We start from the raw sequence: 24,848 nt of genomic DNA on the forward strand, positions 1-24,848 counted from the left end.
AGCACGCTGAGTTCCGGAAAACGGGTTGGATTGAGCTCTAGATATACCCATCGGGTGATGGGATTTACAAGGACGGTGATGTGTTGAACTGAAAACGGACACCATCGCCGACGGACGGACACATGTGACAGCGGTCGCAGACGGCTTTCACAGAATCGATAGTCAGGCAGCAACTGCGTCGGACAGGCGTTCGGCGACGCGATCGAGTCGCAGTACTGCCTCGTCGATCTCGGCGTCAGTGACCGTCAACGGCGGCAACAGCCGAAGTACGTTGTTGCCTGCTGGAACACACAGGAGTTTGTGCTCGTGCAGCATCGCAAGAACTTCCCTGACGGGAGGTACGCACTGCAGGCCAACCAGAAGGCCAGCGCCACGCACTTTGCTGAAGACCGTGGGGTATTTCGATACAAGTTCGTCTAACCGCAGCATGAGCCTGAGGGACGCATCTCGTACCCGCTCCAGAAACGCCGGGGCACTGATGATATCGAGCACCTCGCTGGCTACAGCCATGGCCAGCAGGTTGCCACCGAACGTCGATCCATGCGTCCCGGGCTGCATGACAGACCCGACCGCTTCAGTTGCAAGGCACGCTCCGATCGGGAAGCCACCACCGAGCCCCTTTGCCGCAGCCAGGATATCTGGCGTAACGTCTTCGGCAGCGTAGGTAAAGAGACTACCAGTACGACCGATGCCGGTTTGCACTTCGTCGAGCAGCAGCAGAATCCCGTAGAAATCGCAGAGATCACGGAGTGCATGAAGATAGCCGGGCGGCAATGGGCGGATGCCGCTTTCTCCTTGGATAGGTTCAATGAGAATGCCGGCGGTATGCTCGGTGATGGCTTCTTCGATCGCAAGCAGATCGCCGAAGGGTACCTGGTCAAACCCATCGACACGCGGTTCGAAGCCCTCCAGATACTTCTCCTGACCTGTGGCCGCTAGCGAACCCAGTGTCCTGCCGTGGAAAGCGCCTTCGAGGGTGATTATCCGGTTGCGCTGTGGCGCGCCGCTGCAATGGTGATACCGACGGGCTGCCTTGATGGATAGTTCAATCGCTTCGGTGCCGGAATTACAGAAGAAAACGCGATCGGCGAAACTGAGTTCGCAAAGTTGGTCGGCCAACATCTCCTGTTCAGGGATCGTGTAGAGGTTTGATACATGCCACAGCTTCTCTGCCTGACGCTGAAGCGCCTGGACGAGCCGCGGGTGACTGTGTCCCAATGCGTTGACCGCGACGCCGCTGCCAAAATCGAGGTAGACGTCGCCGTTGGGCGTAAACAACGTACAACCGTGGCCGCGTTCGAATTGTATCGGCGCACGGGCATATGAGGGAAAAAGATGGGATGCTACCTGGGAGGTCATGTTGATGGTGTCAGTAAGCTAGGACAGGTCAGTGCGCCGGACGGCACCAAGATATTCATGCGTCACCCAGTGCTGCTGTATTCATTAAGGAGCGTTAAGTTCAGATGTGATCGTTCGTCGCCACGTCGATGCCGTAGATGGTCTTACTCTTCAACGGAGCATTGAAGGTCACGGCCGTGCGGGCGGCAGTGTCTACCCTGAGGTCGAAAACGTCCGGCCGTGCATAGTGGCCCACGACGTCAAGGTCGAACTTCCCACGTTCGCAGTCGTCGGAATCGATGTTTGCGAATAGCAGGCCTTCCGTATCGTGAAGTGGACCTGCAAGGATATCGCCCAGCGGCGACACGATGACGCTGCCTCCCTGAATGAGCACGGTTTCTGGGGCGTCGCCCTGGACGCACGCATACTCATCTGGGGCATCGGCGCGAGTTGCGTACTGACACGCACTCAGCACGAAGCAACGCCCCTCGTATGCGATGTGGCGCATGGTCGCTTTCCAGATATCCCGGTCGTCCACAGTAGGAGCACACCAGAGACGAATTCCTTGAGCGTATAGCGCACTCCGGAAGGAGGGCATGTAGTTTTCCCAGCAGATGGCAGCGCCGAACCGCCCATAAGGCGACTCTGCCAACTGGATTGTCGAACCGTCACCGCATCCCCAGATCAGTCGCTCGCTAGCGGTCGGCATTAGCTTCCGGTGCTTGCCGAGCAGCTGTCCGTCTGGTCCGAAGTACACTGCAGTACAAAACAGGGTACCTCCCTGGCGTTCAATAACGCCGACGACCAGATAGGCCTTCAAGGCCGCAGCGAAGCTCCCGATCCGGTCGGTCTCCGGGCCCGGAATCTCGATGGCACCCTGCCAGTAGCGCAGGAATTCGTCGCGTCCCTCTGCGGTGCGCGATCCGACCCTGGCACCAAAGTCCAGACCCTTGGGATAACCACCAATGTAAGCCTCGGGAAAGACAAGAAACTCAATGTCCTGTTTCTGCGCTTGCGCACACCACATTTCCATGTCATCAAGCGTTTTAGGGGTATTGAAGATTTGGGAGCCGACTTGAGCGACTGCGACGCGAACCATGATTTCTTTCTCCTGTCAGACCAACCGCCGGTCGGGACGAGTCGTCAACTATGACTTGAGTGGCGATCTTAAACACATCTGTGCGGAGCTGATAGAGACAGTTGACAGCAAAAATGCGAATGCAGGTATTAAACAGGAGTTTGCGTTTGACTATGCGACGGTTATCCGGTCTTTAATCGCCTGCAGTGACAAACTGCTGCGGTTGTTCTCTACGAATCTGCATCTATACAAAGTCTGCCTGGTGTGCAGATAACCTAAGTTCCAATGCCGGGTAGACTCCGACCTATCCGCCGGCGTCGCTCTGGAATAGGCGCATAAGTTACTGGTGAGCAGGTCTAAACCTACAGAGCTTACGGTTCTCTAGTTATTGTGTGGCGTCTTTAGGACCAAGCCTCGACACGCATATACTGTCCGAGCTTTTTCAACGACATAGCCCGAGCGTAGCGCTATGACATCGTTTGAGGGCGAACGCTCGACGGCGGGAAAAGACGCTCGGTGCTCCGAAAACGCAAGTTCAAGCTGCTTCTAGAGTATTTTTCAAGACGAAGTAAAGACCTACCGATTGACGTCCTCCCCGCCCTGAAGGACGGGGTCTCACGGCGCTGCCAGATGAATGTGCTCGAGAGCGATTCGAAGATCGACGCATGATTCGCGGCTGCTGGGAGCTATCTGAATCTGCTGCGCCAGATTACCCGGTATCTGCTTCTATACCTGAGGTTGTGGTTCGGCGAATAATGTTGTGAGACTCCCTCTATCCTTCGGCCCAAAAAGCATTGGGATAAGTGCGTGAGTTCCCGGGCATCACACCTGAACCCGCAAAGCTTGTTGTTTTCGGCCTGCAGGACACAAGCATGGAGTCCCGGCGCAGTGTGCCGGGCCTCTTCAAGTGGCTTGATAATCGCGCATTTATGCTGTGGCACACATTGAATCCGTCGGCTCATAAACGTCTACCTTCCTGCGGTCGGTTTCTCCTGGGCGGGTGTGGCGTTAATTTCAATTTGATCCGTGACAACAATAAGGTTTAACGCCAGTTGTGTCGACGGACGAGCATGCGTGGAAGGGGCGACGCGGTACGAATTCGGGGTGGCGATAATTGCTTGCTGTTCCGGAATTGATGAGCATGCGGACATCTCGGCGCACGACGGTTTAAGGCGAAAATGATTCTGTAAAACCCAATGAGAGAAGACGACGGTCGTAAGCTTTCGCATGAAGCGCTCGAACAAATCCGGATCCACGCAGTCATGCGCGTCCAGGCTGGTGAGTCGCCAGGGAATGTCATTCGTGCGCTTGGATTCACCCGGCCGCGCATCTATGAATGGCTGGCAGCCTACCGCAGAGGCGGCATTGAGGCGTTGCGTTCCAAGCCGGTTCCCGGGCGCCCCATGAAGCTGTCCGTAGAAGATGTGAACTTCATATACGAAGCTGTGACTACCAAGACCCCAATGCAATTGGAATTCGAGTCTGCGTTGTGGTCGCGTGACATTGTGCGCGAACTGATCCGTCGCCATTTGGGGATCGGGATGTCGAAGAATTCAGTCGTTAGGCTGCTTAGTAAGCTCGGGCTTTCCGCACAACGGCCTTTGGCGCGCGCATATCATCGCGATCCTGAATTGACCGACACATGGATGCGGGAGCAGTACCCGGCAATCGTGAAGAAAGCTAGGTCCGTCGGCGCACGGATCATGTTCGTGGATGAGTCGATGGTTCAGTCGGGCTGTCGCAGCGGGACGAGCTACGCAAAGAGGGGAAAAGCGTCGCTAGTCGGGGTAACGAATGGACGCTTCAAGGGTAATCTGATTTCGGTGATCAACTCTCACGGGGAAGTACGCTTCATGTTTGCTGAAGGCCCGTTGAATGTCGAGGTATACGTCGACTTCGTGACGCGACTACTCCTTACCGAAGACGGCCCAATTTTTCTGATTGCAGATGGCCAGTCGATACATCAAACGAAGGCGGTTAAGCAGCTCGCTGCGCAGTCCGACGGTCGCTTGCACATGTTCCAGCTACCGCGTTATTCATCAAGCCATGTATCTTGATGGGCCGCCGTAGTGTCGTGAGTTAGAAGTTCGTAGAATCAATTCTCCGTTCTTTCCGGAATGACGAAGTGCTGGTCACCACGCCGCTCGAAATCGCGTAGGCTCGACGCGTTCGGGTTATTACAGAACATCGCCTGGTCCGCGAAAGTGGCTCGGCGCTGGAGCCGGCTTCACCGATAGTTAAGACGAGCACGGGCATCGTGACATTCATATGTGGAGCCGACCGTATCATTCATCAATTGCTGTGTTCACAGTTTCACCACATTGGCCGCTGTCGATGTGTTTTGCAGTAACGTCGCTCGGACGGATCCGGGCGCTTACGTCAAGGAAAATTTTATGACTGTGCGTTCTGGCAAGCGCAACTTCGCGCGCATTGACCGACTTCCCCCTTACGTCTTCAACATTACCGCCGAACTCAAGCTCGCCGCCAGACGCCGCGGTGAGGACATCATCGATATGAGCATGGGCAATCCCGATGGCGCCACTCCGGCGCATATCGTGGCAAAGCTTAATGAGGTAGCTCTACGGCCCGACACGCACGGCTATTCGACGTCCAGAGGCATTCCGAGGCTACGTCGGGCAATTTCGCGGTGGTACGAAACGCGATACGGGGTGGACATCGATCCAGATAGCGAAACCATCGTTACGATCGGATCGAAGGAAGGTCTCGCCCACCTGATGCTCGCTACGCTCGATCGTGGAGACACGGTCCTCGTGCCTGACCCAAGTTATCCAATTCACATCTATGGTGCGGTCATTGCTGGTGCAGATATCCGCTCTGTGCCGCTGATTCCAGGCGTTGATTTCTTCGCTGAGCTTGAAAACGCGATTCGGGGCAGCTACCCGAAGCCGAAGATGATGATCCTCGGTTTTCCGTCTAATCCGACGGCGCAATGCGTCGAGCTCGATTTCTTTGAACGTGTGATCGAACTGGCGCGAAAGCACGATATTCTTGTTGTCCACGATCTCGCGTACGCGGACATTGTGTTCGATGGCTGGAAGGCTCCTTCAATCATGCAGATACCCGGTGCGAAGAACGTCGCTGTCGAGTTTTTCACGCTATCGAAGAGCTATAACATGGCGGGTTGGAGAATCGGCTTTATGGTCGGAAACGCTGACCTGGTTCATGCGCTTGCACGCATCAAGAGCTACCATGACTACGGTACGTTTACTCCGCTTCAAGTCGCCGCAATCGCTGCGCTTGAAGGTGACCAGCAATGTGTCATGGACATTGCTGCCCAGTATGAGAGCAGACGCAATGTCTTGGTCAAAGGGCTTAACGAAGCCGGATGGTTGGTCGATCGGCCGAAAGCCTCAATGTATATATGGGCACGCATTCCGGAACCCTATAGTTCGCTGGGCTCGCTTGAATTTGCGAAGCGTCTGCTTGAAAAGGCGAAGGTGTCCGTATCACCCGGTATTGGATTCGGCGATTACGGCGATGGCTATGTGCGTTTTGCGCTGATCGAGAATGAGAGCCGCATTCGTCAGGCTGTACGGGGGATTAAGTCGATGTTCAAAGTCGATGGTCTGGTCAATCCGGCGACCGAGGTAACTCCGCTGGCGTGACGGCGCCGAACGGTTGAACTAAAGTGCAGGGTCTCCGGGCGGGGCCCGACGGCCCCGCCAGGCACGCGCGGTCAACTTTCTCTGGAACTACTGCAACGAGCTGTCGGTAAGGGCGTGGGAACGGGAGCGGTGGTTCCTCTCGGGCTACGATTTTCATCCATTCACGAAGGGCGCCGGCAAGGCAGGACTTGACCTTCACTCGGGCACGATCCAGGCTGTCACTGAAGAATATGCCACGCGCAGAAAGCAGGCCCGGAAGGTGAAACTGCGCTGGCGGTCGTCGCGTGGTGCGCGGCGTTCGCTGGGCTGGATACCCTTGAAGGGAAACGCAATCCGCTACCGCAACGGACAGCTGTTCATCGGCCAGATGGTCCTGTCGCTGTGGGACAGCTACGGCCTCGCGGGCTACGAACTCGGCGCCGGCAACATCAGTGAGGACTCACGTGGCCGGTGGTATATCAACATCTGCGGGAAGCTGGGCCCACAGCAGGGGCCGCGTCACAGAGAAGCAACGAGGTCCGTTGGCATTGATCTCGGGCTGAAGGATTTTGCTGCCTTGAGCGACGCACACGTGGTCGGTCCGGCGCGCCACTATCGCGAGCTTGAGGCTAAGCTTGCGAAGGCGCAGCGCGCGCGGAAGAAGGCTCGCGTGCGTGCGATTCACGCGAAAATAAAGAATTCCCGGAAAGATCAGCTGCATAAGCTTTCCACGGCGCTCGTGCAGGAGTATGGCGCCATCTTCATCGGCAACGTGAACGCTTCGGCGCTTGCGAAGACACGGATGGCGAAGTCCGTGCTCGACGGGGGCTGGAGTTCGTTCCGAACCATGCTGCAGTACAAGTGCGATTACGCGGGCGTGTGGTTCGATGAGGTCGATGAAGCGTATTCAACCTAGACCTGTAGCTGCTGTAAAAGGCGCACAGGCCCGAAGGGCCTGGAGGGACTTGGAATGAGAGAGTGGGCCTGCCTCGAGTGTGGCGCGTGTCATCATCGCGACATCAATGCGGCAGACAACATTCTCGCGGCGGGACGTCGCCGTCTGGCAGTAGGAATCCCCGTCCTTCCCGCGCCCTGCGCGGCAGCCGCAGGCTGAGGGCGGGGAGGACGTCAAAATTAGGGCTTCATAAGATTGGCGTTTGAGCGCCTGAGAGTCCACCGCTAGACGTGGATCGACGAGGAGCAATTGCTGACGCTCGCCAACCCGCTCGCGAAGAACGCCTACGGGCGATATCTGAAAAACATTATTACGGACCAAGTTGCATGACCATCCTAGTAACCGCTACGGCACTGCCTGAAGTCAAGATTATCGAGCCGAAAGTGTTCGGCGACGCGCGGGGTTTTTTCTTCGAAAGCTTCAATGCGAAGGAGTTCGCCGAGCAGGTCGAGACCGGCGTCGAGTTCGTGCAGGACAACCATTCGCGCTCCTCGAAAGGCGTGCTGCGTGGCTTGCATTATCAAATCCAGAACGCGCAGGGCAAGCTTGTGCGCGTGGTTGAAGGTGAAGTGTTCGACGTTGCTGTCGACATCCGCAAGAGCTCGCGGAATTTCGGCAAGTGGGTGGGCGTCACACTGTCGGTGGAGAACCATCAACAGTTGTGGGTGCCGCCTGGTTTCGCACACGGGTTCGTCGTGTTGAGCGAATCGGCGCAGGTCCTCTACAAGACCACCGATTACTGGTTCCCTGAATACGAGCGCAGCATCGTCTGGAACGATCCCGCGGTCGGCATCGAGTGGCCGATTAACTTCGAGCCATTGCTGGCAGCGAAAGACGCAGCAGGCAAGCGTCTTACCGATACTGAAGTTTACGCCTAAGGGGTTGCCGCATGAGCGCACCTGATGCCAGGCGGACGATTCTCGTCAACGGTGTTAATGGTCAGGTTCGCTTCGAGCTCGTGCGTACGCTGCAAGGGCGTGGCAGCGTGGCAGCGTGGTCGCGGTCGACCGCGTCACGCTGGATCCGTCCAATCTGAATCAGGTCCGTGTCGTTGTTCGAGACGTGCGGCCTGCGCTGATCGTCAATCGTTGTTAGCAGCGGATGGATGGCGGATAGAGCCGGCATTTGCGTTGAAGGTTGCCGATTTCGCAGACGGCATCGACACGCGAAGTTGTGCTGCAATATGCAATGGCAACTCGAAGGCTCCGATTCAGTGCCGGGAATGATGCGATCTATTGAGCGCCACGCGCTTACCGTAAGTTTGAAGGTGCATAAACCTGCACATGCAGATTGTCTTCGGCTACAAAACCCTCAGGACAAAGGTTGGTAACCGAAGGGACGCTTCCCGTGAGCGTCCAGTGTTGAACGCCTCCTACCGGGCGGAGAGCAGTTGCCTATAATTGCAACGCCTCCATGTTCGAGAGAAACTTCATCCCATTGGACAGGCCGACAGCGCCCGCGAGTTCACCGCTCAGTAATGACGGGAGCAGACTCGCACGTAGCGCTGTATTCTCGCTTTGAAGCAGGCATTCGATGAACGCTCGCTGTCCCCAGAATACCAATGCCGCCGCCATTGAATCTTCAGTTATCGTCGCGATTGCGTCAATGGCATGCAGAATGGTTCCACCGGAACCGCCGATATCTGTCGGAACGCCGATACGGAACAGGCCCGCTTGTCCCAGTTGAGGGAGAACCTGTGAGGCGAGATGACGATCAAGATCGAGTTGTTCGGCTCGCGCCTGAAGCCAGGTCGAAACCTCACGAATCCGGAACCTGACGTGGGCTGGCTGATCCGTTAGCGGATGGACTCCAAAGTTGTCGTTCAGCATCACGTCGGTGTCCATCGAAAATCCTGCAACTCAGCGTTCATTTCGTTCTGGGTGAGGTTATTCGCAAAATTGCAGAGGGTCGCGAGGCTCACACCCAGCTCTATCTCCAATGCGTTCGCTTCGGTCAGTCCCGCATTTCGAAACTCCTCGAGCGATTGACCGTCGACCGCTCCATGCATGGCAATGACAGACCTGGTGAATATCGCGATGGTGTTCAAGCGTGTGTCGCTGAGAGGCCTATTACCTCTGAAGGCAGTGACGAGATCTGACGCGAGGTCTGGTTTCTTAAGGGCTATTGCCGTATGTCCGGCTACGCAGCAGGCACAGCCATGTATGGTCGCAGCGGTAATCTGAACCACTTCACGCTCGGCGAGCGTGAGCCCACATCGACCACTGATCTGGCCCAGTGTGAGGTATGCCTCAAGCGAGTCGCGCGCTTCTGTCAGCGATGCGACCAGGTTGGGCAGGGATCCATTGTTTGCAAGTGCAGTCCTCAAATATGACCGACCCGCTTCTGGTGCGGTCTCGATGGTGTGTGAGGGTAGACGACTCTAAACCGGTCTTGGGCGTATATGGACACGTGCACTCACAATTGATCGTCCTCGCCGAGATATGCGTAGCGGCCGTCACGCGCGCCCTTCAGCGCGTCTACGTCAGAAAGGAAGTGCGCGATCAGGCAGGTAGCCAATGCGCCAAAGGAAAGCGCACTGATCGAAGCGACGAAGAGGAGTTGCATACCGAATCCTATCAAGTTTTTACATGTTGGAATGGTAGACGGACCAGCGGAGGAATTGCAGAAGCAGTTGACGGAGAAACGATAGACGCAGCACTAAATATTCCGTTCATCGGCGGAAATTTGCGTGAATCTGAATCTGCTGCGCTTTTTTCAGGTGGCGACTGATACTTGTACAGCCTGTGGCTAACGTCCTACGGTGACATTGCATTGCTGACTGCGTATTGGACACAGAGCGCGGCGGGACCTCAAAAGTATCTCGTCTGCAATGCGGACGAGGGTGACTCGGGCAACTCCGTGTTGGGTTGAATGCGCTCAGGGGAACTCGTCCAGGTGTAGTCAAGTTCACAAATCAGCTCGCTGGTGAGTTGGGTGCTTTCCGCTGGACCTGGAATAACTGCGAAATCGATCTCCCCGCGCTTCAGTTTTCTCTCGCAGCGAGCTGTGAAATCTACTTGTGGTTCGAGTACAAGCTCGGGGAAAAGCGATTGCACCCGGCGTACGAAGGCGGGAAACCATGTGGTCGCGACAAGCTCGCTGATACCAAATCGGCATATGCCCCGGAAGGTGCTGGAAGGTGTTACGTCGGTCCGTATCCGATTTTGAATCTCAAGCATATGGCGAGCATGTTCGATAAGGCGCTCGCCGGAGGCCGTCAGCAATGCACGCTGGCTCGATCGATTGAATAGGCGCGTGTCCAGCTCAGCCTCCAGCTCTGAGATGCGCTTGGACAACGTCGATGGCGTAAGGTGTAGACGAGTTGCTGCAGATGCAAAATTCCTCAACGTGGCTGTCCAATAAAAGGCTTCAAGTTGCTTCAGTGTCATAGCGGCATCTCTATCGATGGATTGCCCAATTTTTCGTTGGATTTCTGGATTGCCCACTAACCAGTCCGCGACCAGCCGAGGTGTCGGTCGGGTTAGAGGGCGAAAATTCAGTTGAGCGGTTCTTGTATGTGTCGAGACCTGCCGGTTGAGTGTCGGATGTTCTGCTGATTTTGCGCTCGACGCAATTCAGGGAAACCGGGGGCGTGAACCTGCCAGACTAAGCCGCGCAAAGCGTCACGTGACGCTTTGCGCGAGATAGGCACTGGACCACTCGTTTGAATGTGCACAAAGCTGCACCTACTGATTAGCCTTGCGCCCCTTCTTGCCCCATGCGAAGGCCGTCCGCAGTGCATCGGTCACTCGTGCCGGCCGGGGCGACGCGAATGCGTAACGGCCTCGCTCATTGCGATGCAGCCGCAAGCACAGCACGATACCTGCCGGCGCGCCGTGACGTAGTCGATGCCCAAATGCTTGCTTGCACCCGGCGGAAGTCGATCCGGGATATGGGCCTCGATCGTACACGCGTGGCCGGAATTTCGACGCGACCACCACCGGCGGGCCGCCGTCTCGTCTCCCGATTCGACGAAAATGAAGTGGTGCGAGCGACTGGTCTGCTGTTGGCGACGGAACGATCCGCAGCTGTCCCAACGAATCAGTCTTCCGGACGAAAACACTTTACTCCCGCCAGAACGTCCTCTCGCAAGACATTGCTTTGCCGCCTTGGGCCGCCATGGTCCTTACACAACCTAGCCTTCCTGGTCAGATACGTGCGTGTTGACGGCTAAAGTATTTAGAAATTTAACTTTCGGGCCTGCTTCGCTATCTTTTCCAGCAACTGCACCTTACGTCCGACAACAAAGGTTCGTTAGCATGAGATGTGTGATATTTCGATTCCCTTTAATTTCTGGCGAGGTTATTGATGGTTCGTGTCGGTGTTGCCCAAGTAGGATCAAGGATTTTCAATACGAAGGCGACGCTTGGTCTTATGGGGGATTGGTGCCGAAAAGCGCGAGAGGGGGGCGTCCAGCTTCTCGTGTTTCCCGAAGCATACATCGGAGGGTATCCAAAGGGGCTCGACTTTGGCGCTCGCGTTGGATCTCGCACATCCGCAGGCCGAGAGGACTATCTGCGATATTTTCAAGGCGCCATCGAGGTTCCAGGTAAAGAGGTTCGAGAAATGGGCAGATATGCTGCGTCGATGAATGCATACCTAGTTGTTGGGGTAATTGAGCGAGATGCTGGAACGCTTTACTGTACCGCCTTGTACTTTGGACCGAACGGTGAACTGTTGAATAAGCATCGAAAGTTGATGCCTACGGCGAGCGAGCGACTCATTTGGGGATTTGGAGATGGATCGACTATTGGGACTGTCAACTCTCCTTTCGGTCGGTTCGCTGCCGCGATCTGTTGGGAAAACTACATGCCATTCTACCGAATGGCCATGCACGCGCAGGGCATTCGTCTGTGGTGTGCGCCGACCGTTGACGATCGAGATATCTGGCAAGCGTCCATGCGTCATATTGCGTACGAGGGACGTTGTTTTGTCTTAAGCGCTTGCCAATTTATGACGCGCGCGCACGCGCCAGAGCAATACGACTGCATTCAAGGGGATGAACCGGACACCGTGTTGATCGCTGGAGGAAGTACGGTGATTTCGCCGCTCGGGGAGGCGGTAGCCGGACCGATGTATGGCTGTGAAGGTCTTCTTGTCGCCGATATCGATCCGGAAGATTGCGAGCGTGGAAAGTTCGACATGGATGTGGTGGGACACTACGCGAGACCGGATGTATTTCGCTTGGAAGTTGATACAACTTCGAGGAAAGCCGTGATTTTTCGTCAAAGCCCTCCATTTCCGGAAAGTAGCTTCGATGAAAGCCTTGACGGCGTGGGTGCGAAACTCCGCGAGTCTGCTTGTGAACGCAACGACCCCGTCTAAAGAGAGGTTTCTAGCATCACGCGTACATCCTTTTTCTTCTAAATCGATGCAGTCTTAAAAAACAGCGGTAAGCAAAGCGTGCGCTCAAAAAAGATAGGTGACTCTCATGTACGATAGACGCTCGTCGGTGTTGTTTTCAGACGCCGTCTCCGATAGTGATGTGATCCTATATCGACATGGGTGTTGGGCAGACACAGCAGATGGTCGTAGTCTGCTCGATTTCAACAGTCAGAGTTCAGGTGGAGCTTTCGGTCACCACAATGCACGCTTGGACGCCGCGGCCATCGCCGCGTCATGCGCATATCAGGAGAGGGGTGAGCAGGCGGTTGTTGAAGCACAAGACGGTTTATCAAGAATATTGTGTCAGGCAACCTTCGCAGACCAATCAATTATCTGCTCCGGGGTAGCATCGGCACGTAACCTTGCCATTGATGCCGCAATTGCATTGTTTCGCGAGCGTAGTCCTGTAAGCGATAGCCATATAATCCGATTCTCACCGTCCGAAGGCGCTTGTAAAGTCGGTAAACGAGCGGGAGTGACACGTAAGTTATCACGTGCTGCGTTGAACGGATCAGGGCATGTTGACGCAAAAATTCGTCACATCAATGGAGGGTTTGAAATACTTGAGAAATCAATCAACTACGGAACTGCGGCGATACTCGTGGACTGCATGGAATGTGGATACGGGAGGCCGCATCTGACAGTCGAGCAACTCTCGGAATTGCGTGATCTTTGTGATTTCTATGATTTGCAACTCATCTTTGACGAAGGACGCATTGGCATAGGCAGATCGGGGCATGTGTTCGCATATGAGCCAATGGGTGTGGTCCCCGATGCTCTTGTGACAGGCCGAGAGGTCGGTGGACCATTCAAAATCGGCTTCTGCCTCATGACTAGCGAAGCAGCGCAAGGGGTGTCATTGTGCCGTGAACCCAAGCGGACAGTAGCGCGTGCGTCCATTAAATCGATTGCTTATGCATCGTCGGCTATCGCTATGACGACTGAGCGCGCATTTGCGACCCATGTTCGTTCGATGTCACGGCGAATAACTACAAGACTAAAGAGACTGGCATTGAAGTTTCCATTTATAGTAAGAAATACAAGATGTGTTGGTCTCAAGTTCGAAATTGAATGTTTTTCGCAGTCTCACGAGCTACATCTGTTGATGAAGGAAGAGGGGCTGCTTAGCGCGATTTCTCAAAGCGAAAAAATCGTAATTACACCGCCGCTTGTTATAACCGCGAAGGAGGTTGACGAGGGGCTGGTCCGTATTACTCGTGCCTTGACTCGCCTTCAAAAATCACGGAAACCACCTGCTACTGCTTGAAATCTGGTTTTCCGTGTATCGATTTCTTCGAGATGTTGCGTCATAGTAAGTTGGACGCAGGAATTTCGTAATTTGGTTTGTGTGATTGGCAGACATTGTTTCAACTAGAATGCAGCGAAGGATGATGAAATTTCCCCACACTTTCGTTGGGCATGCATTTATCTCGAAACCGGCAACGCCGGTCGCCGCCCCGGAGTGCGGAAGGCACCCCTGGTCGCGGCAACAACGTCGCGCCCCTCAGCAGGGACAACCGTTTGCCAGCGAAAACAATCTGCATGAGCAGATTTGTGCACGTTGAAACAAACAGCTAGGTCTGTATGTATCCATTCGATATTGGGCATGCGATGTTGCCCTCACCAAGTGCCTCCCTCAAGGTCGCCTCAATGCCCATGCACAGCGCGGTGAGTGGGAGATCATTGGGCTCTAGGCCAAACGGATCCTCAAGTTCTGCTCCGAGCTCTTCCAGCGCAAAGAATGTGTAGGAAATGAATGTGGCGATGATGGGCGTCATGAGGCCGATAGAGTCAACGAGGCCGAATGGAAGCAGCAGGCAATACAGGAATATCGTTCTATGAATTATCACCGAATAGGTGAACGGAATGGGAGTGGCGGCAATACGTTCGCACCCACCGATTGCGTCGGAGATCTTTCCCATTGATACTTCAGTCGCTTGTACGACCGCGGGTGACACATTGCCATCGCGTAACTGCTCACCGATCCATTCGCTAGCCATCTGTAGAAGTATTGTTGGCTTGTAGATGACGTCGTTCAACCTGATACATTCCTCCCGCGATAGGAGTCGCGCAAGATCTGGGCCGGTATCGGTGCCTCGGAGTTGGTGCCGAAGGGCGTGAACAGTCGCGATCAATCTGTACACAAACACGTGTGTTGTTGACTGATTAAGCATTAGCGTAATTGCTTGTCTTGTCGCTGAACGTGTGTCATTGAGTAGGATTCCCCAAAGGGTTCTCGCTTCCCAGAAGCGTGCATAGCTTGTACTGTTCCGAAATCCTAGAAATATGGCTAGCGTCAAACCAATTAACGTGAACGGAACAAAGTTCATCGGCACTTTCCAGACGAAAAGGCGCCCGTGAAACGCAACGACCAGCGCCGAGAACACAGATGTCAGAGCAAGGCGTGGGGCAATCTGAGGTAAAACTGACCCTCGCCATACGAAGAGCATGCGGAGCCAGTGTAATCTGGGGCGAACTATCATCGTCGAGCTGGTTGGTGGCCAAAAGTCTATTCGACCTTCGTCCGGTTAAATCCAATTGAGAAGTCGAAGGGTTGATTGCTGGAAGAGGCGGTTTTTGTGGCTACAGCTGTCAGGTAAGCTCCGTCCGTCGAGAGCTTTTCGTCGGCGACAACGCGAGGGGGCAGAGCCCAGCTTGAGGGTTCTGTCAAGGACACGAAAACAGTGCGGGGTGAAAAATTGACGACAGGCGTGGTCCATACCAGAGTGAATACAGACATCAGAAAATCTTTGTCATCGTATACGAGAAAATTTGTTCGTATGTCGTATGTCGTATGTCGTATGGCAATTGATCGCAAGATACCGAGTCAACTGTAGTGCGATTGAACCTTCTTTTCGCCAAGGCTAGTCGATTCCGCTATTGCAGCATTCGGCCGATGTTGTCCGTAAGCGCAGTAGCTACTGCCAATCGGCGGAACGTCCCGCTGGCACGTTGAAGCAGCGGTACCACAAGTACAACCCATCGATATTGAGAGCGAGGTAGCTCTCGTCTGCAGTATGGCCGAGTCAATCACGGGCGTGAAAAAGCCTGCGGCACTCATAGACATTAACAATACTACGAGGCGGCAGGAAGGAGGCCGGCCGACTGTACGAGCAGGGGGCACCCGTCGTGGTCAGCCAAGCAAGAACTAGTCAGCTTTCGGCAAATTGTGATGTACTCGCGACGTTTCGGCAGCCGTGACCAATAGGGTGAACGCTTCGTCTATGCCCATAACCTTTCTGGCTGCCTTTTTCGCCTTGTTCAAAACCTCGTATTTTGTTTCTTCGGAGACGCGGCTGTATTCCGCAGGAGGCAGTTCGAATGAAACCCCCTCAAGCGTGATAGTGCGCCGAAAGCCTTCCGCGGACATCTCTTCATGTAGTTCGTTGTATTTTGCCGATCCTGGCGTCGCACCATGGAGTTCAACACGTACGGTGAAATTCATTAATATAACCTCGTCAAAGTGAACGGTACCCATGCTAACCCCAAGTTGGTTGTTTGTTGCCAGTCACCCAGCCCCTTGCATGTTTCGGCCACGATATTTAGGCATACCTGAGCCTGTCCGTGAATGTTGAGTTGGTAAGATTCCATCATCACCGTCGCATTTGATGTTTAACGCAAGCAGTGAATTGACTACGCCGATAGCTCGAAGGTCCGTGTCATAAATAATCGCCGAGAAGCGTCACTCCAATGCCATTCTTCGCAATATCGCCCGGCTAGTGTGCGGAGACTTCAAAATTTGCAGATATCGTTGACAGGAGTGGCTTTAGGTGCAGGTCGATACCTTGGCCGAGATGACATTTATCTTGTTCAAGCGGGCCCTTCGACGCATGTGAACAATCTCAGTCGCTTGGACATCATCATAACGTGTGTTATGTATGACACAAAGCAGCAGATGAAGCGAAAGAGATGCAAGCAGATCGAAACTGCTTGGTGATAGTTTCTGTTAAGACTGAGAATGGAGCATGTTGAGTCTGTGCGAACGATCAGGATGGGAGGAATTATTCAGGTCTTTTGACGATTGACATAAGGTCGGCTGAGAGAAGCTCAAAAAAAGATCCGCCCACATGGGTCGGCCATAAGATAAGGTCTGCTCGGAAAAGCAATGAACAAGCTCTGGAAGCCGCCAATGCCGTTCGCGGACGATCTGGCCGAGTCGCCGCACCGCCCGTGTTCATCGTGCGGTTCGACCCGTTGATTTGGCGACAGTCTCGCACGGTTGATTGCAAAGTCAGTGCTGTTCGAGAGCGCGTACACAGCGCCGAACTTGATGCAAGCATAGTTGTTGCTCGAGTACTTGATGGGATTGCTCATGCCCACTGAGCGGTTCCCACACACGTGGAGGTGGCTAACCATGTCGTGTTGAAGCGGAAGGAACTGGGAGATTTTGCTGTCGAAAAGCAAAATCGGTGATCGTCTCCTAGTGCCTGAAGGCGATGAAGCATGCATCCTTTAATAGTTGAATCAACTCTGCGCCCGGCGGCTTCCGATCAATCAGCTATAGGTAGATCAATCCGACGAGGGCGGCATTATATGTCGTTTGCGTTGCCGGCTGCTCTCGTCCACGGAAATTGACGTCCTCCCCGCCCTGAAGGACGGGGTCCCACGGCGCTGCCAGATGAACAGCGGTCTGTGGAGGCGGACGCAGCCAGGTCTTGAGTCAGGCGCTCGCACCTCTTGCCCATGGGGCGGTCTGAGTCCGACTCGGTTCGATGCCCGGGCCGAGTCGGCAAATAACTGCGTCGATGAAAGAAGCGTCAACTGCTGATCGCCAGGCCAATTGAATTGTGATTAGATGCTGCTATTTAACGGATGGGTCACGTTAATGTCAATGCTCGACTTTGGATCACTGCGTGCCTTGGTCTGTGTGGCCCGAGAAGGCAGCTTTACGAGGGCGGCCAATTGTCTGCATCGGACGCAGCCTTCTATCAGTCATCAAATTCGAAAACTCGAGGAAATGGTTGGCGAGCGTTTGCTTGACCGATCAAGGTCCGAAAACTCGGTGCGTTTAACCCGTACTGGTGAGATTCTTGTCGGGTACGCGTGGAAAATCCTAAACCTAGTCCACGAAGCAGAGGAAGTGTTGAAAGCGGATTTGGGGGCAGCGGATGAGCATCCGGAGAGGCTCCAAGATGTGGAGGTATCGTGTCGCAGAGCGAACAGTGTGGGACAGTAATCTGCTTACTTTCCTGTGTGCGGCCGGTAGCATGGATTTATAGGTTTCTCGATCAGTTTCAGTTAATGCCCATTTAGGTACTCCAAGAGTTGGATATATGGAAAATCGGTCAGGTACATCCCTTCTTGATGAGTATGGGCACAATCGACTACGCACTGCATATCGAGATCATTGGTTAGGGTTTCAGGAACCGGATCTGGTCCGGTGGTTGGAGGAGCAGGCCGAGAATCTCGACTCGTCAGATGGTTGTGCGGATGAGATTTTATCCCGCTTGGGGAAAACGAGTTTGCTGCGGGTGGGAGTAGCTCCGGCCGATGGATCGATTTGTGATGCTATTGAGGTCGTTGCCTCACTAGCAGAGTACTCAATGACCGCGGCCTTCGTCTTCTGGAGTCAGAGGGCATTCATCGAATGCCTGGTGAACGGCACAAGTGATAGGCTACGCTTGGAACTGCTGGGTCGACTCTGTCGAGGCGAGGTGGCCGGGGCGGTTGGACTTTCGAACGCAATGCGATTCCTCACAAGGATGGAGCCCCTGCAAGTTACTGCCTCAGAACATGGCGAACGGGATGGGATGAGGCATTTTGCTCTCCAAGGAAGGCTCCCTTGGGTTACAAATATCCGGAGGTCGGAATTCGTTGTTGCGATTGCTGCTGCGCGTGAGGAGGGGGGTGCGCCTGCGATTTACGCGGTCCACGGTGGCGACGCTGCGCTCATTCGTGCCGAAAGTATTGATCTGGTCGGGCTACAGGCCAGCAATACGGCAGCATTGGAGTTCAACGGGGCCGTTGTTGGCGAATCGTCAATGATTTCAACTGACGCGGCCAAATTCTTGGCAAAGGTCCGACCGGCATTCCTCGGTTTGCAGTGCGGATTGTCGATCGGTTTGGCGCGACGATGTCTGCGCTCCGTCGCACACGCGTTGCCCCATGCCAAAGCCATGCTGGGAAACGACGCATCCGCATTGGATGGTGAACTGAAGGATCTTACGCAGCGGTTATTCGACGGAATTTCGGACGGAAAATTCGCGCTAGAACCTCAAAGCCTTTTCAGAATTCGAATCAGACTTGCTGATGTTGTCGATAGCGCTTCGCGACTCGACCTCCAGGCCACTGGCGCGCGAGCTTATGTCAGAGGAGCCGCTACCGGTGTTGCGCGCCGGCGGCGGGAAGCGATGTTCATTCCAATTGTTACACCCAGCATCGTACAGTTACAGGCTCAACTCAAGGGATAGAAGTTTCTTGTACGGGCGCTTGGTGCAAGCCTGCTGTTCTGCTACTCGGAAGAGCGCGGGTGCTTGATTGATAGGAGCCGGTTCCTACTTTCGTTGCGCTGAGGCAGCATGCTCTTCAATTTTCACTCGAGGAGTTGAGTGAGTTATGAGTTCGACCGTTGGCTAGGCTGATTGCTTTGAAACTGCTGCCCGGATTTATTCGCCATCTGCTCCTGTGTTTGGGTCTGTACTATCAGGACAATTCGGGAGCGGTCAAAATTCCACTCTGCGGTGAGCGACCATGCGAACGGAGCATCGCCCCTTCGAGAGGGTCGCAGCATCACGTAAAACTAATCGCTCGTGCGATCCGTCTCGTGGGCCGGTTTCGCAAGTCGTATAACTTCCGTTGGCTTTCCGGATTTACTATTTATGCACTCTAGTTCTCTTACCGCTACCTCCGATCTACGTTTAACCGAACTTGCACACGGAGGTGGCTGTGGTTGCAAGATAGCACCAGAACTGCTTCGACAATTACTGAGTCGATCAGAGGTCTTCTGTGAGTTTCCGGATCTACTGGTAGGTACGGAGACGTCCGATGACGCAGCTGTTTACAAGATCAATGACACTCAGGCGATTGTCGCGACGACTGATTTCTTCATGCCCATAGTCGACGATCCGTTTGAGTTCGGGCGCATCGCAGCGACGAATGCGCTATCGGATGTCTATGCAATGGGCGGTCGGCCACTGTTGGCGCTGGCCATCACTGGTATGCCGATCAATAAGCTCGCTCCACACACGATAGCTTCAATTCTTGAAGGCGGGGGGTCTGTATGCGCGAGCGCTGGCATTCCCGTCGCGGGCGGGCACTCGATCGACTCAGTGGAGCCGATCTACGGACTAGCTGCAATTGGACTGGTGAATCCGAATCGGATTGCGAGAAACAGTCGTGCTCGTGCCGGTGATGTTCTAGTGCTTGGAAAACCTCTCGGAGTGGGTGTCCTATCTGCCGCTTTGAAAAAAAGATGTCTAAGTGATCAAGGTTACAAGTCAATGCTCGACGTAACGACACAGTTAAATCGAACGGGTACTGTTCTGGGTTCAGTGGATGGCGTGCATGCGATGACGGATGTTACGGGGTTCGGTGTTCTAGGTCATCTGCTAGAAATATGTCGAGGTGCCCGGTTAGAAGCACGGCTAACGTACTCCGATTTACGATGGATGCCAGGTGTTATCGAGCTGGTCGAGGGGGGCATGGTGACGGGTGCGTCTGGTCGTAACTGGAAATCTTACGGGGCGGATGTAACGCTCGCTGATGATTTACCCAGCTTCGCTCGAGATCTTCTCACGGACCCTCAAACGTCTGGCGGCTTGCTCGTAGCGTGTGACCCGAGTGTGGTCGGCCACGTTGTCTCGCTATTCCATGGCGATGGCTTCGCTGATGCGGCTGTGATTGGAGAGCTCGTTGATGGTGAAGCGAGGGTTAAGGTGAATTAAGGTGGGCTGGGGCGAAAACACCTCCAGTGAAGATGCACGTCGGATTGAGCAAACTCTATCGGTGCAAGTGAACGCTGTAATCAAATACACAGTCAGCGCGGTGGTGACACTGAAGCCGAGCACCACCCACACCAACACGCGCACGCGGCCATAGCGGTCGGCCAGCGCGCCACCAAACATCCCGCCGATGGCTGAAGCGACGAGACTCACCGTGGAGATCGTGCCGCCAATGCCGATCGAGAGGTGCAGCGACGTGAGAATTGCTCCTAGCGCGAGCGCAAACATCGTGTGGCCGAAACCGTCGAGCCCCCACCCTAGCGCGGAAGCTGCCACCACGCGCCGGTAACCCGTCCTGTCTGTAGGTTTGACGCCATCGACCGCGTTGGTAGATGTCAAATCATCAAGCGAAAGAGAGCGCTTCATGCCAATGCACCTGTGACGGAATAGATTGAATCCATTTTGATATGGTCCGGGAAGAATTCTGATTTCTGTACGACTACGTCTTTTAGCAACGGACACGAGCAAACGGAATAGGCACGACAGAGCCACGCGTATTTGCAGCGTTGAAACGCGTTATGTGGTTCAAAAGGGCTCCGCTGCATCCGTATTGCGGATAATCAGTCCGTTGCGAGATCCGTGCTCGTAAATTGCCGAAGCGACGTCCTCGGCGTTTTGTCCAGCATGAGTTTCAACACGTCGGGCCGGGAGAAATGTCCGGCGCCGTCCACCAACCGCTTCATGTCGATGATCATCTGGAAATCGAGGTCAACTATCAGGATCTGTTCACTTTCCGCGGTGGCTTTGCAAATGTATTTGCCGTTCGGCGCAACCACTGATGACGCACCCCCGCCCAGCCGTAAATCGGCTCCGCCGAATTCGCCCAACGCGTCGAGCATACCTTGATTCAGCACCGCCGTTGGCGAGACAACGAAGCACTGACCTTCGATGGCGTACTGGCGCGCTGCGGCGTCCATTGCCTCGATCGACCAATGAGCGCCGCGGGGCCAGGCCCCCACATGGATTTCTTGTCCTTGTGCTTGCAGCGAGTAGCGGAATAATGGATTGGTATTCTCAAAGCAAATCAATCCGCCGACGCGCCGTCCGCCCAGTTCGAACACGGCAAGATCGCTGCCGTCGCCTTGTCCATAGAGCATCTTTTCTTGCAGCGTAGGAAGCAGCTTGCGTCTAACGCCTACGATGGCCCCGGAAGCGTCGATAAAAGCCTGCGAGTTATATAGCGTTCCGCCCACTACCTCGTTCATTCCCAGCACCACGGAGCAGGCATTGTCCAGGCATCGCTCCTGAATCGGAGCCAGGTCTCCCGCGCGAACGTCGACGGCTTGCGCGATCAGCTTTCGGCCAAGTTCGATAACTGGACGAGACGATTCCCGCAGGCCCCTCATGTCATACGCCTGCACGAACATCGACCAATACGGATACCCCGACACGAATGCTTCTGGGAACACCGCAAGCTGAGCGCCTTGCTTCGCTGCATCATCAATCGCGTTGCATGTCTTTTCGATTGTTGCCGCTCGCTCGAAGGGCACGGGCGCGGCCTGAACCACTGCTACTTTCATACAGATTCCTGAATTATTGAAAAGAATCGACAGCGTTGGGTGGCCCTTTCGGAACACAGTCGGCTTGCTCTCTTACCCTGGCATACCCATTCTCATGCGTTTTCCCGTGCTCGCGGTCCAACGTTCGAGTACGGCGTCACCCTACTGGCGATCCGGCGGTCAGCTTCGTTCGCGCGTCAATCCCGGGCAGAGTGAGCACCGGGTTCATCATAGGTCGGCCCAGACATGCGCCGAACCGCCGCCATAAATACCCCTATCGACGGCATTTGTGGCTGATTCCAAAGATCAAGGACTGCTGGAAGGGCTATCCGTAAAGACCCCAAAGTGGTTACCGAGAGAAGGCAGCACATCCGCAAAGCTTTTCGCGAAGCTGCGTCGCCAATACAAGCACAAGCGTGCGAATAACGGGACAAACAACACAATTGGGTCACCCACTAGTTCTTACCCTTCTGCGTCGAGCTGACATTCAGATGCGACCACATAACGAGAAGCTAGACCCTCCGCACGGATGACCTGCCGAGCGGCCCGAAGGAGTGAATGACCGCTTCCATGAGGACTTGTTTGTCAAGCCGTTTTTGATTGCGGGAAGGGCTTGGACTTCATGGGGGCCCCTGAATGTTGTTGAGCGCGTGAAGCCTTTGCACGACATGGCCGATCGATCCTGGTCCGAGGTCGGGGTGTGACGAGCGTTCGAGCCAGTGCTCAAACGAACTCCTATCCGTGCAGGGCGCGGACACCCTCCACCTCATGCAGCATGCGCGCAGCGGGCGCTGGAACACCCCAGCTGTTTGCACGGTCACGGGGTTGCCGTGACCCGCGATCATTGCGGGCGCGCAGACCTTCGATCATGGTGATGTGTCGCGTGTCAAGCCGTTGCGTGAGTACGGGTGCTGCCGGAATTTCAGGCAGCCGCCGGCTTGAGCAAGGCCCCGGCCGGGATCTCCCGGTGCTCGAGGCAGCGCCACGGCGCGATGCCGAGGTGCCGCGCCAACGCCGCGATGCCCACGCACCGCATGCGTTTGCCGCTGCTGGCAAAGCGCCGGTTAAGCCACTGGGTCAGGAGACTGTCGGGCTGCAGATGCAGCCAGCGCCAGGCCAGTTCCAGTTCGACCAAAACGATACGGACGACCGGGCAAGCGCCGAATTCAGCGAGGCGAATCTGGGCGATACACGTCTGGTGCAGCGTCTTGTTGCCTTGGCGCGCCGGCTTGCGTGCAGTCCGCAAGGTTCCTTTCCACAATCGCTCAAGCCAGCCGAACTGAAGGCCGCGTACCGATTCTTCGACAACGCGCAGGTTGATTCGAACGGGATACTCGCGCCGCATATTGCTCAGACGCTCGATCGCATGAGCCAGGCACAGGTTGTGCGGGCGGTGCAGGACACGACCGAATTCAACCTGTCGCATCTGTCTGCCACCGAGGGGCTGGGCTACGGCACGGGCAACAATCCGCACGGCCTCTTGATGCACAGTTTGCTTGACATTTTGCCGAGCCCCTAGGCACGTTTATGGGGTAAGCGGGCCGGCCCAGAGGGGGAGGGCTAGCAAAGCCTGGCCGGGTTCGCATATCCTCTTGTTTGTGTCGCCAAAGACGATCAGATGTCAGCCTGCAGATGATTTCCGCCTGTACCCGCGGCCGGAACCGTCGGCTATCGCGCGGGAGCTGATCGAACGGGTTCTCGAGTCACGGTCTTCTCGGTTCTGATCCTGCTTGCCGCGATAACGCCGGCGGCCACGCATATCGCAATGAAGTACCACCCGTACGTATAGTCCTTCTTGCCAAGCGCATCGACTGTCACCAATGCGGCGAAAATTTTTGCCGAGAAGGCGGCGACGAAGTAGCCGGCTCCATTGACGAATCCCATCGCCTTCCCGTAGACCTCAGGTGAAAAAATTTCCGCGGGCAGGGCAAGGAACGGGCCCCACGCCATGTTTCCGAAGAAGCCCATCCCGCACAACGCGACGGCCAGCAGGATCTGATTCGCATGCTGCAACGATCCCAGCAGGAAAACAAACGGCGCGAGTCCGATGAAGCAGACGAGGATCATGATCTTCCGGTTGCCGCGGAATACCTTGTCCGACATCCAGGATGAAAGCAGGCTGCCGACCGCCCCCGAAACGAAATAAAGTCCGCTCCACCAACCCATCGTCTGCAGCTTGAAGCCGAATGCGTCCGAGAGATAGAGTGGGATCCAGGTCAAGGCGCCGTATAGCGTGATCTGCATCACGATGTCGACAAAGACCACCGCGACGTAAGTCGGATTCTTGAACAGATCGAGGAAGCGGACCGATCCCCCTTGAGAATCGTCTGCTGTGCGTTCGCGTACTGACCTTTCTTGATCGTGCCTGCGGCGATTTCGTCGCGATAAGCGTATTCAAGATCGTCTTCCGTCGCTTTCGGATACTGCTCCGGACGATCGAAGACGAGCAGGGCAATCATCACAAGCGGGATTACGCCCATTGCGCCCGTCACGAAGAACACGACGCGCCAGTTATTCGCATGCGCCGCGAACTGTGTCGCGAGCACGCTTGCCCAGGCGGGTGTCAGGATCCAGGCCCACGCGAGGATGGTTTGCGCACGCGCGCGTCCTTCCTTGTTGAACCAGCGCATCAGGATGCGGGCGGAAGGCACATATTCGGTGCCGACCAGAATCCCAAACAGCGCCATCCGCCAGAGATATTCATCCCGTGTCTGGATCAATCCCATGTACATGGTCATGACCGACCATGCAATGACCGAGAAGATCAGCACTTTCTTCGCGCCGAAGCGGTCCGTCATCAGACCGGAAACGTATTGCGACGGCCCATAAAACAGCAACATCAGAAATGCGCCGGTGCCGATATCGGTGGTCGTCAGCCCGAGGTCATGGGCGATTGCCGGATTCAGCACGCTGCTTTTCACCCGGTCCAGATACTGGATGCTGTACGCGATGAACAGCACGATCGCGATGACCCAGCGGTACGCCATTCGGTTTTTCATAAGCCGTCTCCTCTTTAAGTGCTTGAAAGTAAGCGATATGTGTGTGGTA

Annotated in this window: 23 protein-coding genes and 3 pseudogenes; 14 read left to right on the top strand and 12 right to left on the bottom strand. The window is 55.2% G+C overall.

Going from position 1 to position 24,848, the window contains the following annotated elements:
* Window positions 1-162: 162 nt before the first annotated feature.
* The gene (locus WN982_RS27520; RefSeq protein ID WP_341318750.1) at window positions 163-1,359 is read right to left on the bottom strand and encodes an aspartate aminotransferase family protein; all 1,197 of its coding nucleotides are present in this window, start codon (window positions 1,357-1,359) and stop codon (window positions 163-165) included.
* A gap of 100 nt (window positions 1,360-1,459) precedes the next feature.
* Window positions 1,460-2,437 carry a nitrilase-related carbon-nitrogen hydrolase gene (locus WN982_RS27525; RefSeq protein ID WP_341318751.1) on the bottom strand — a complete coding sequence of 326 codons (978 nt, stop codon included), beginning with the start codon at window positions 2,435-2,437 and terminating at the stop codon, window positions 1,460-1,462.
* Between the two features lie 1,175 nt (window positions 2,438-3,612).
* On the opposite strand from WN982_RS27525, the gene WN982_RS27530 reads away from it, so the two are divergent.
* From WN982_RS27530 to WN982_RS27560, 7 genes and pseudogenes are all read left to right on the top strand, one after another.
* Window positions 3,613-4,473 carry an IS630 family transposase gene (locus WN982_RS27530; protein ID WP_341318752.1) on the top strand — a complete coding sequence of 287 codons (861 nt, stop codon included), beginning with the start codon at window positions 3,613-3,615 and terminating at the stop codon, window positions 4,471-4,473.
* A 336-nt stretch (window positions 4,474-4,809) separates the two neighbouring features.
* On the top strand, window positions 4,810-6,042 hold the full coding sequence (alaC, locus tag WN982_RS27535) for an alanine transaminase (protein ID WP_341318753.1): 1,233 nt from the start codon (window positions 4,810-4,812) through the stop codon (window positions 6,040-6,042).
* A 100-nt stretch (window positions 6,043-6,142) separates the two neighbouring features.
* Complete coding sequence (locus tag WN982_RS27540) at window positions 6,143-6,937, top strand: transposase (RefSeq protein WP_341319439.1); 795 nt, start codon at window positions 6,143-6,145, stop codon at window positions 6,935-6,937.
* A gap of 54 nt (window positions 6,938-6,991) precedes the next feature.
* A complete protein-coding gene (locus WN982_RS27545; protein ID WP_341318754.1) occupies window positions 6,992-7,135 on the top strand; it encodes a zinc ribbon domain-containing protein in 144 nt (47 codons plus the stop codon).
* A 60-nt stretch (window positions 7,136-7,195) separates the two neighbouring features.
* A pseudogene (locus WN982_RS27550) lies at window positions 7,196-7,306 on the top strand (glucose-1-phosphate thymidylyltransferase); the annotation flags it as partial.
* Window positions 7,303-7,854, top strand: a complete 552-nt coding sequence (gene rfbC / locus WN982_RS27555; protein WP_341318755.1) for a dTDP-4-dehydrorhamnose 3,5-epimerase — start codon at window positions 7,303-7,305, stop codon at window positions 7,852-7,854. The pseudogene WN982_RS27550 and the gene rfbC, both read left to right, overlap by 4 nt.
* Window positions 7,855-7,865: 11 nt before the next feature.
* Window positions 7,866-8,062, top strand: a pseudogene (locus tag WN982_RS27560) (sugar nucleotide-binding protein); the annotation flags it as partial.
* A 308-nt stretch (window positions 8,063-8,370) separates the two neighbouring features.
* Here WN982_RS27560 and WN982_RS27565 read toward each other — a convergent pair.
* Genes WN982_RS27565 through WN982_RS27575 form a run of 3 tightly spaced genes read right to left on the bottom strand, consistent with a single transcriptional unit; the run spans window position 8,371 to window position 9,541 of the window.
* Window positions 8,371-8,820 (bottom strand): acyl-CoA dehydrogenase family protein, encoded by a 450-nt coding sequence (locus WN982_RS27565; RefSeq protein WP_341318756.1) that lies wholly within the window; start codon window positions 8,818-8,820, stop codon window positions 8,371-8,373.
* A complete protein-coding gene (locus tag WN982_RS27570; protein WP_341319440.1) occupies window positions 8,805-9,335 on the bottom strand; it encodes a carboxymuconolactone decarboxylase family protein in 531 nt (176 codons plus the stop codon). Before WN982_RS27570 ends, WN982_RS27565 begins: the two co-directional genes overlap by 16 nt.
* A gap of 56 nt (window positions 9,336-9,391) precedes the next feature.
* Window positions 9,392-9,541: a hypothetical protein gene (locus WN982_RS27575; protein WP_341318757.1), complete on the bottom strand. Its 150-nt coding sequence runs from the start codon at window positions 9,539-9,541 to the stop codon at window positions 9,392-9,394.
* Between WN982_RS27575 and WN982_RS27580 the strand changes: the two genes are divergently transcribed.
* Complete coding sequence (locus WN982_RS27580) at window positions 9,536-9,706, top strand: hypothetical protein (RefSeq protein ID WP_341318758.1); 171 nt, start codon at window positions 9,536-9,538, stop codon at window positions 9,704-9,706. The genes WN982_RS27575 and WN982_RS27580 overlap by 6 nt on opposite strands.
* Before the next feature lie 80 nt (window positions 9,707-9,786).
* Here WN982_RS27580 and WN982_RS27585 read toward each other — a convergent pair whose 3' ends face one another.
* Window positions 9,787-10,422, bottom strand: coding sequence for a LysR family transcriptional regulator (locus WN982_RS27585; RefSeq protein ID WP_341318759.1), 636 nt, complete (start codon window positions 10,420-10,422; stop codon window positions 9,787-9,789).
* 928 nt (window positions 10,423-11,350) lie between these two features.
* On the opposite strand from WN982_RS27585, the gene WN982_RS27590 reads away from it, so the two are divergent.
* Window positions 11,351-12,301, top strand: a complete 951-nt coding sequence (locus WN982_RS27590; RefSeq protein WP_341319441.1) for a carbon-nitrogen hydrolase family protein — start codon at window positions 11,351-11,353, stop codon at window positions 12,299-12,301.
* A 106-nt stretch (window positions 12,302-12,407) separates the two neighbouring features.
* Window positions 12,408-13,628: an aminotransferase class III-fold pyridoxal phosphate-dependent enzyme gene (locus WN982_RS27595; protein WP_341318760.1), complete on the top strand. Its 1,221-nt coding sequence runs from the start codon at window positions 12,408-12,410 to the stop codon at window positions 13,626-13,628.
* 307 nt (window positions 13,629-13,935) lie between these two features.
* Here the strand turns inward: WN982_RS27595 and WN982_RS27600 are convergent, their stop codons facing one another.
* Together WN982_RS27600 and WN982_RS27605 are read right to left on the bottom strand one after the other, a co-directional pair.
* Entirely contained in the window at window positions 13,936-14,844 is a 909-nt protein-coding gene (locus WN982_RS27600) for a bestrophin family ion channel (protein ID WP_341318761.1), read from the bottom strand.
* A 665-nt stretch (window positions 14,845-15,509) separates the two neighbouring features.
* Entirely contained in the window at window positions 15,510-15,806 is a 297-nt protein-coding gene (locus WN982_RS27605; RefSeq protein ID WP_341318762.1) for a hypothetical protein, read from the bottom strand.
* A gap of 1,828 nt (window positions 15,807-17,634) precedes the next feature.
* Between WN982_RS27605 and WN982_RS27610 the strand changes: the two genes are divergently transcribed.
* Both WN982_RS27610 and selD read left to right on the top strand, forming a co-directional pair.
* Window positions 17,635-18,771 carry an acyl-CoA dehydrogenase gene (locus tag WN982_RS27610; RefSeq protein ID WP_341318763.1) on the top strand — a complete coding sequence of 379 codons (1,137 nt, stop codon included), beginning with the start codon at window positions 17,635-17,637 and terminating at the stop codon, window positions 18,769-18,771.
* 408 nt (window positions 18,772-19,179) lie between these two features.
* The gene (selD, locus tag WN982_RS27615) at window positions 19,180-20,244 is read left to right on the top strand and encodes a selenide, water dikinase SelD (RefSeq protein WP_341318764.1); all 1,065 of its coding nucleotides are present in this window, start codon (window positions 19,180-19,182) and stop codon (window positions 20,242-20,244) included.
* Here the strand turns inward: selD and WN982_RS27620 are convergent.
* Both WN982_RS27620 and WN982_RS27625 read right to left on the bottom strand, forming a co-directional pair.
* The gene (locus WN982_RS27620) at window positions 20,164-20,667 is read right to left on the bottom strand and encodes an MFS transporter (protein WP_341318765.1); all 504 of its coding nucleotides are present in this window, start codon (window positions 20,665-20,667) and stop codon (window positions 20,164-20,166) included. The two genes, selD and WN982_RS27620, sit on opposite strands and share 81 nt — an antisense overlap.
* 194 nt (window positions 20,668-20,861) lie before the next feature.
* The gene (locus WN982_RS27625; protein ID WP_341318766.1) at window positions 20,862-21,821 is read right to left on the bottom strand and encodes a carbon-nitrogen hydrolase family protein; all 960 of its coding nucleotides are present in this window, start codon (window positions 21,819-21,821) and stop codon (window positions 20,862-20,864) included.
* Between the two features lie 1,078 nt (window positions 21,822-22,899).
* Between WN982_RS27625 and WN982_RS27630 the strand changes: the two are divergent.
* Window positions 22,900-23,058: pseudogene (locus WN982_RS27630) on the top strand (transposase DNA-binding-containing protein); the annotation flags it as partial.
* Window positions 23,059-23,166: 108 nt separating this feature from the next.
* Window positions 23,167-23,319, top strand: coding sequence for a hypothetical protein (locus tag WN982_RS27635; RefSeq protein WP_341319607.1), 153 nt, complete (start codon window positions 23,167-23,169; stop codon window positions 23,317-23,319).
* A 149-nt stretch (window positions 23,320-23,468) separates the two neighbouring features.
* Here the strand turns inward: WN982_RS27635 and WN982_RS27640 are convergent, their stop codons facing one another.
* Together WN982_RS27640 and WN982_RS27645 are read right to left on the bottom strand one after the other, a co-directional pair.
* A complete protein-coding gene (locus tag WN982_RS27640; RefSeq protein WP_341318767.1) occupies window positions 23,469-24,065 on the bottom strand; it encodes an MFS transporter in 597 nt (198 codons plus the stop codon).
* Window positions 24,044-24,799 carry an MFS transporter gene (locus WN982_RS27645; protein ID WP_341318768.1) on the bottom strand — a complete coding sequence of 252 codons (756 nt, stop codon included), beginning with the start codon at window positions 24,797-24,799 and terminating at the stop codon, window positions 24,044-24,046. The genes WN982_RS27640 and WN982_RS27645 overlap by 22 nt, the downstream gene beginning before the upstream one ends.
* Window positions 24,800-24,848: the final 49 nt, after the last annotated feature.

It is taken from the genome of Paraburkholderia sp. IMGN_8 (assembly GCF_038050405.1).
Classification (GTDB): domain Bacteria; phylum Pseudomonadota; class Gammaproteobacteria; order Burkholderiales; family Burkholderiaceae; genus Paraburkholderia.

Coding starts and splice junctions, on each gene's coding strand:
- WN982_RS27520 (WP_341318750.1), bottom strand. CDS start 1,359: ATGACCTCCCAGGTAGCATCCCATCTTTTTCCCTCATATGCCCGTGCG.
- WN982_RS27525 (WP_341318751.1), bottom strand. CDS start 2,437: ATGGTTCGCGTCGCAGTCGCTCAAGTCGGCTCCCAAATCTTCAATACC.
- WN982_RS27530 (WP_341318752.1), top strand. CDS start 3,613: ATGAGAGAAGACGACGGTCGTAAGCTTTCGCATGAAGCGCTCGAACAA.
- alaC (WP_341318753.1), top strand. CDS start 4,810: ATGACTGTGCGTTCTGGCAAGCGCAACTTCGCGCGCATTGACCGACTT.
- WN982_RS27545 (WP_341318754.1), top strand. CDS start 6,992: ATGAGAGAGTGGGCCTGCCTCGAGTGTGGCGCGTGTCATCATCGCGAC.
- rfbC (WP_341318755.1), top strand. CDS start 7,303: ATGACCATCCTAGTAACCGCTACGGCACTGCCTGAAGTCAAGATTATC.
- WN982_RS27565 (WP_341318756.1), bottom strand. CDS start 8,820: ATGGACACCGACGTGATGCTGAACGACAACTTTGGAGTCCATCCGCTA.
- WN982_RS27575 (WP_341318757.1), bottom strand. CDS start 9,541: ATGCAACTCCTCTTCGTCGCTTCGATCAGTGCGCTTTCCTTTGGCGCA.
- WN982_RS27590 (WP_341319441.1), top strand. CDS start 11,351: ATGGGGGATTGGTGCCGAAAAGCGCGAGAGGGGGGCGTCCAGCTTCTC.
- WN982_RS27595 (WP_341318760.1), top strand. CDS start 12,408: ATGTACGATAGACGCTCGTCGGTGTTGTTTTCAGACGCCGTCTCCGAT.
- WN982_RS27600 (WP_341318761.1), bottom strand. CDS start 14,844: ATGATAGTTCGCCCCAGATTACACTGGCTCCGCATGCTCTTCGTATGG.
- WN982_RS27605 (WP_341318762.1), bottom strand. CDS start 15,806: ATGAATTTCACCGTACGTGTTGAACTCCATGGTGCGACGCCAGGATCG.
- WN982_RS27610 (WP_341318763.1), top strand. CDS start 17,635: ATGGAAAATCGGTCAGGTACATCCCTTCTTGATGAGTATGGGCACAAT.
- selD (WP_341318764.1), top strand. CDS start 19,180: ATGCACTCTAGTTCTCTTACCGCTACCTCCGATCTACGTTTAACCGAA.
- WN982_RS27620 (WP_341318765.1), bottom strand. CDS start 20,667: ATGAAGCGCTCTCTTTCGCTTGATGATTTGACATCTACCAACGCGGTC.
- WN982_RS27625 (WP_341318766.1), bottom strand. CDS start 21,821: ATGAAAGTAGCAGTGGTTCAGGCCGCGCCCGTGCCCTTCGAGCGAGCG.
- WN982_RS27635 (WP_341319607.1), top strand. CDS start 23,167: ATGAGCCAGGCACAGGTTGTGCGGGCGGTGCAGGACACGACCGAATTC.
- WN982_RS27645 (WP_341318768.1), bottom strand. CDS start 24,799: ATGAAAAACCGAATGGCGTACCGCTGGGTCATCGCGATCGTGCTGTTC.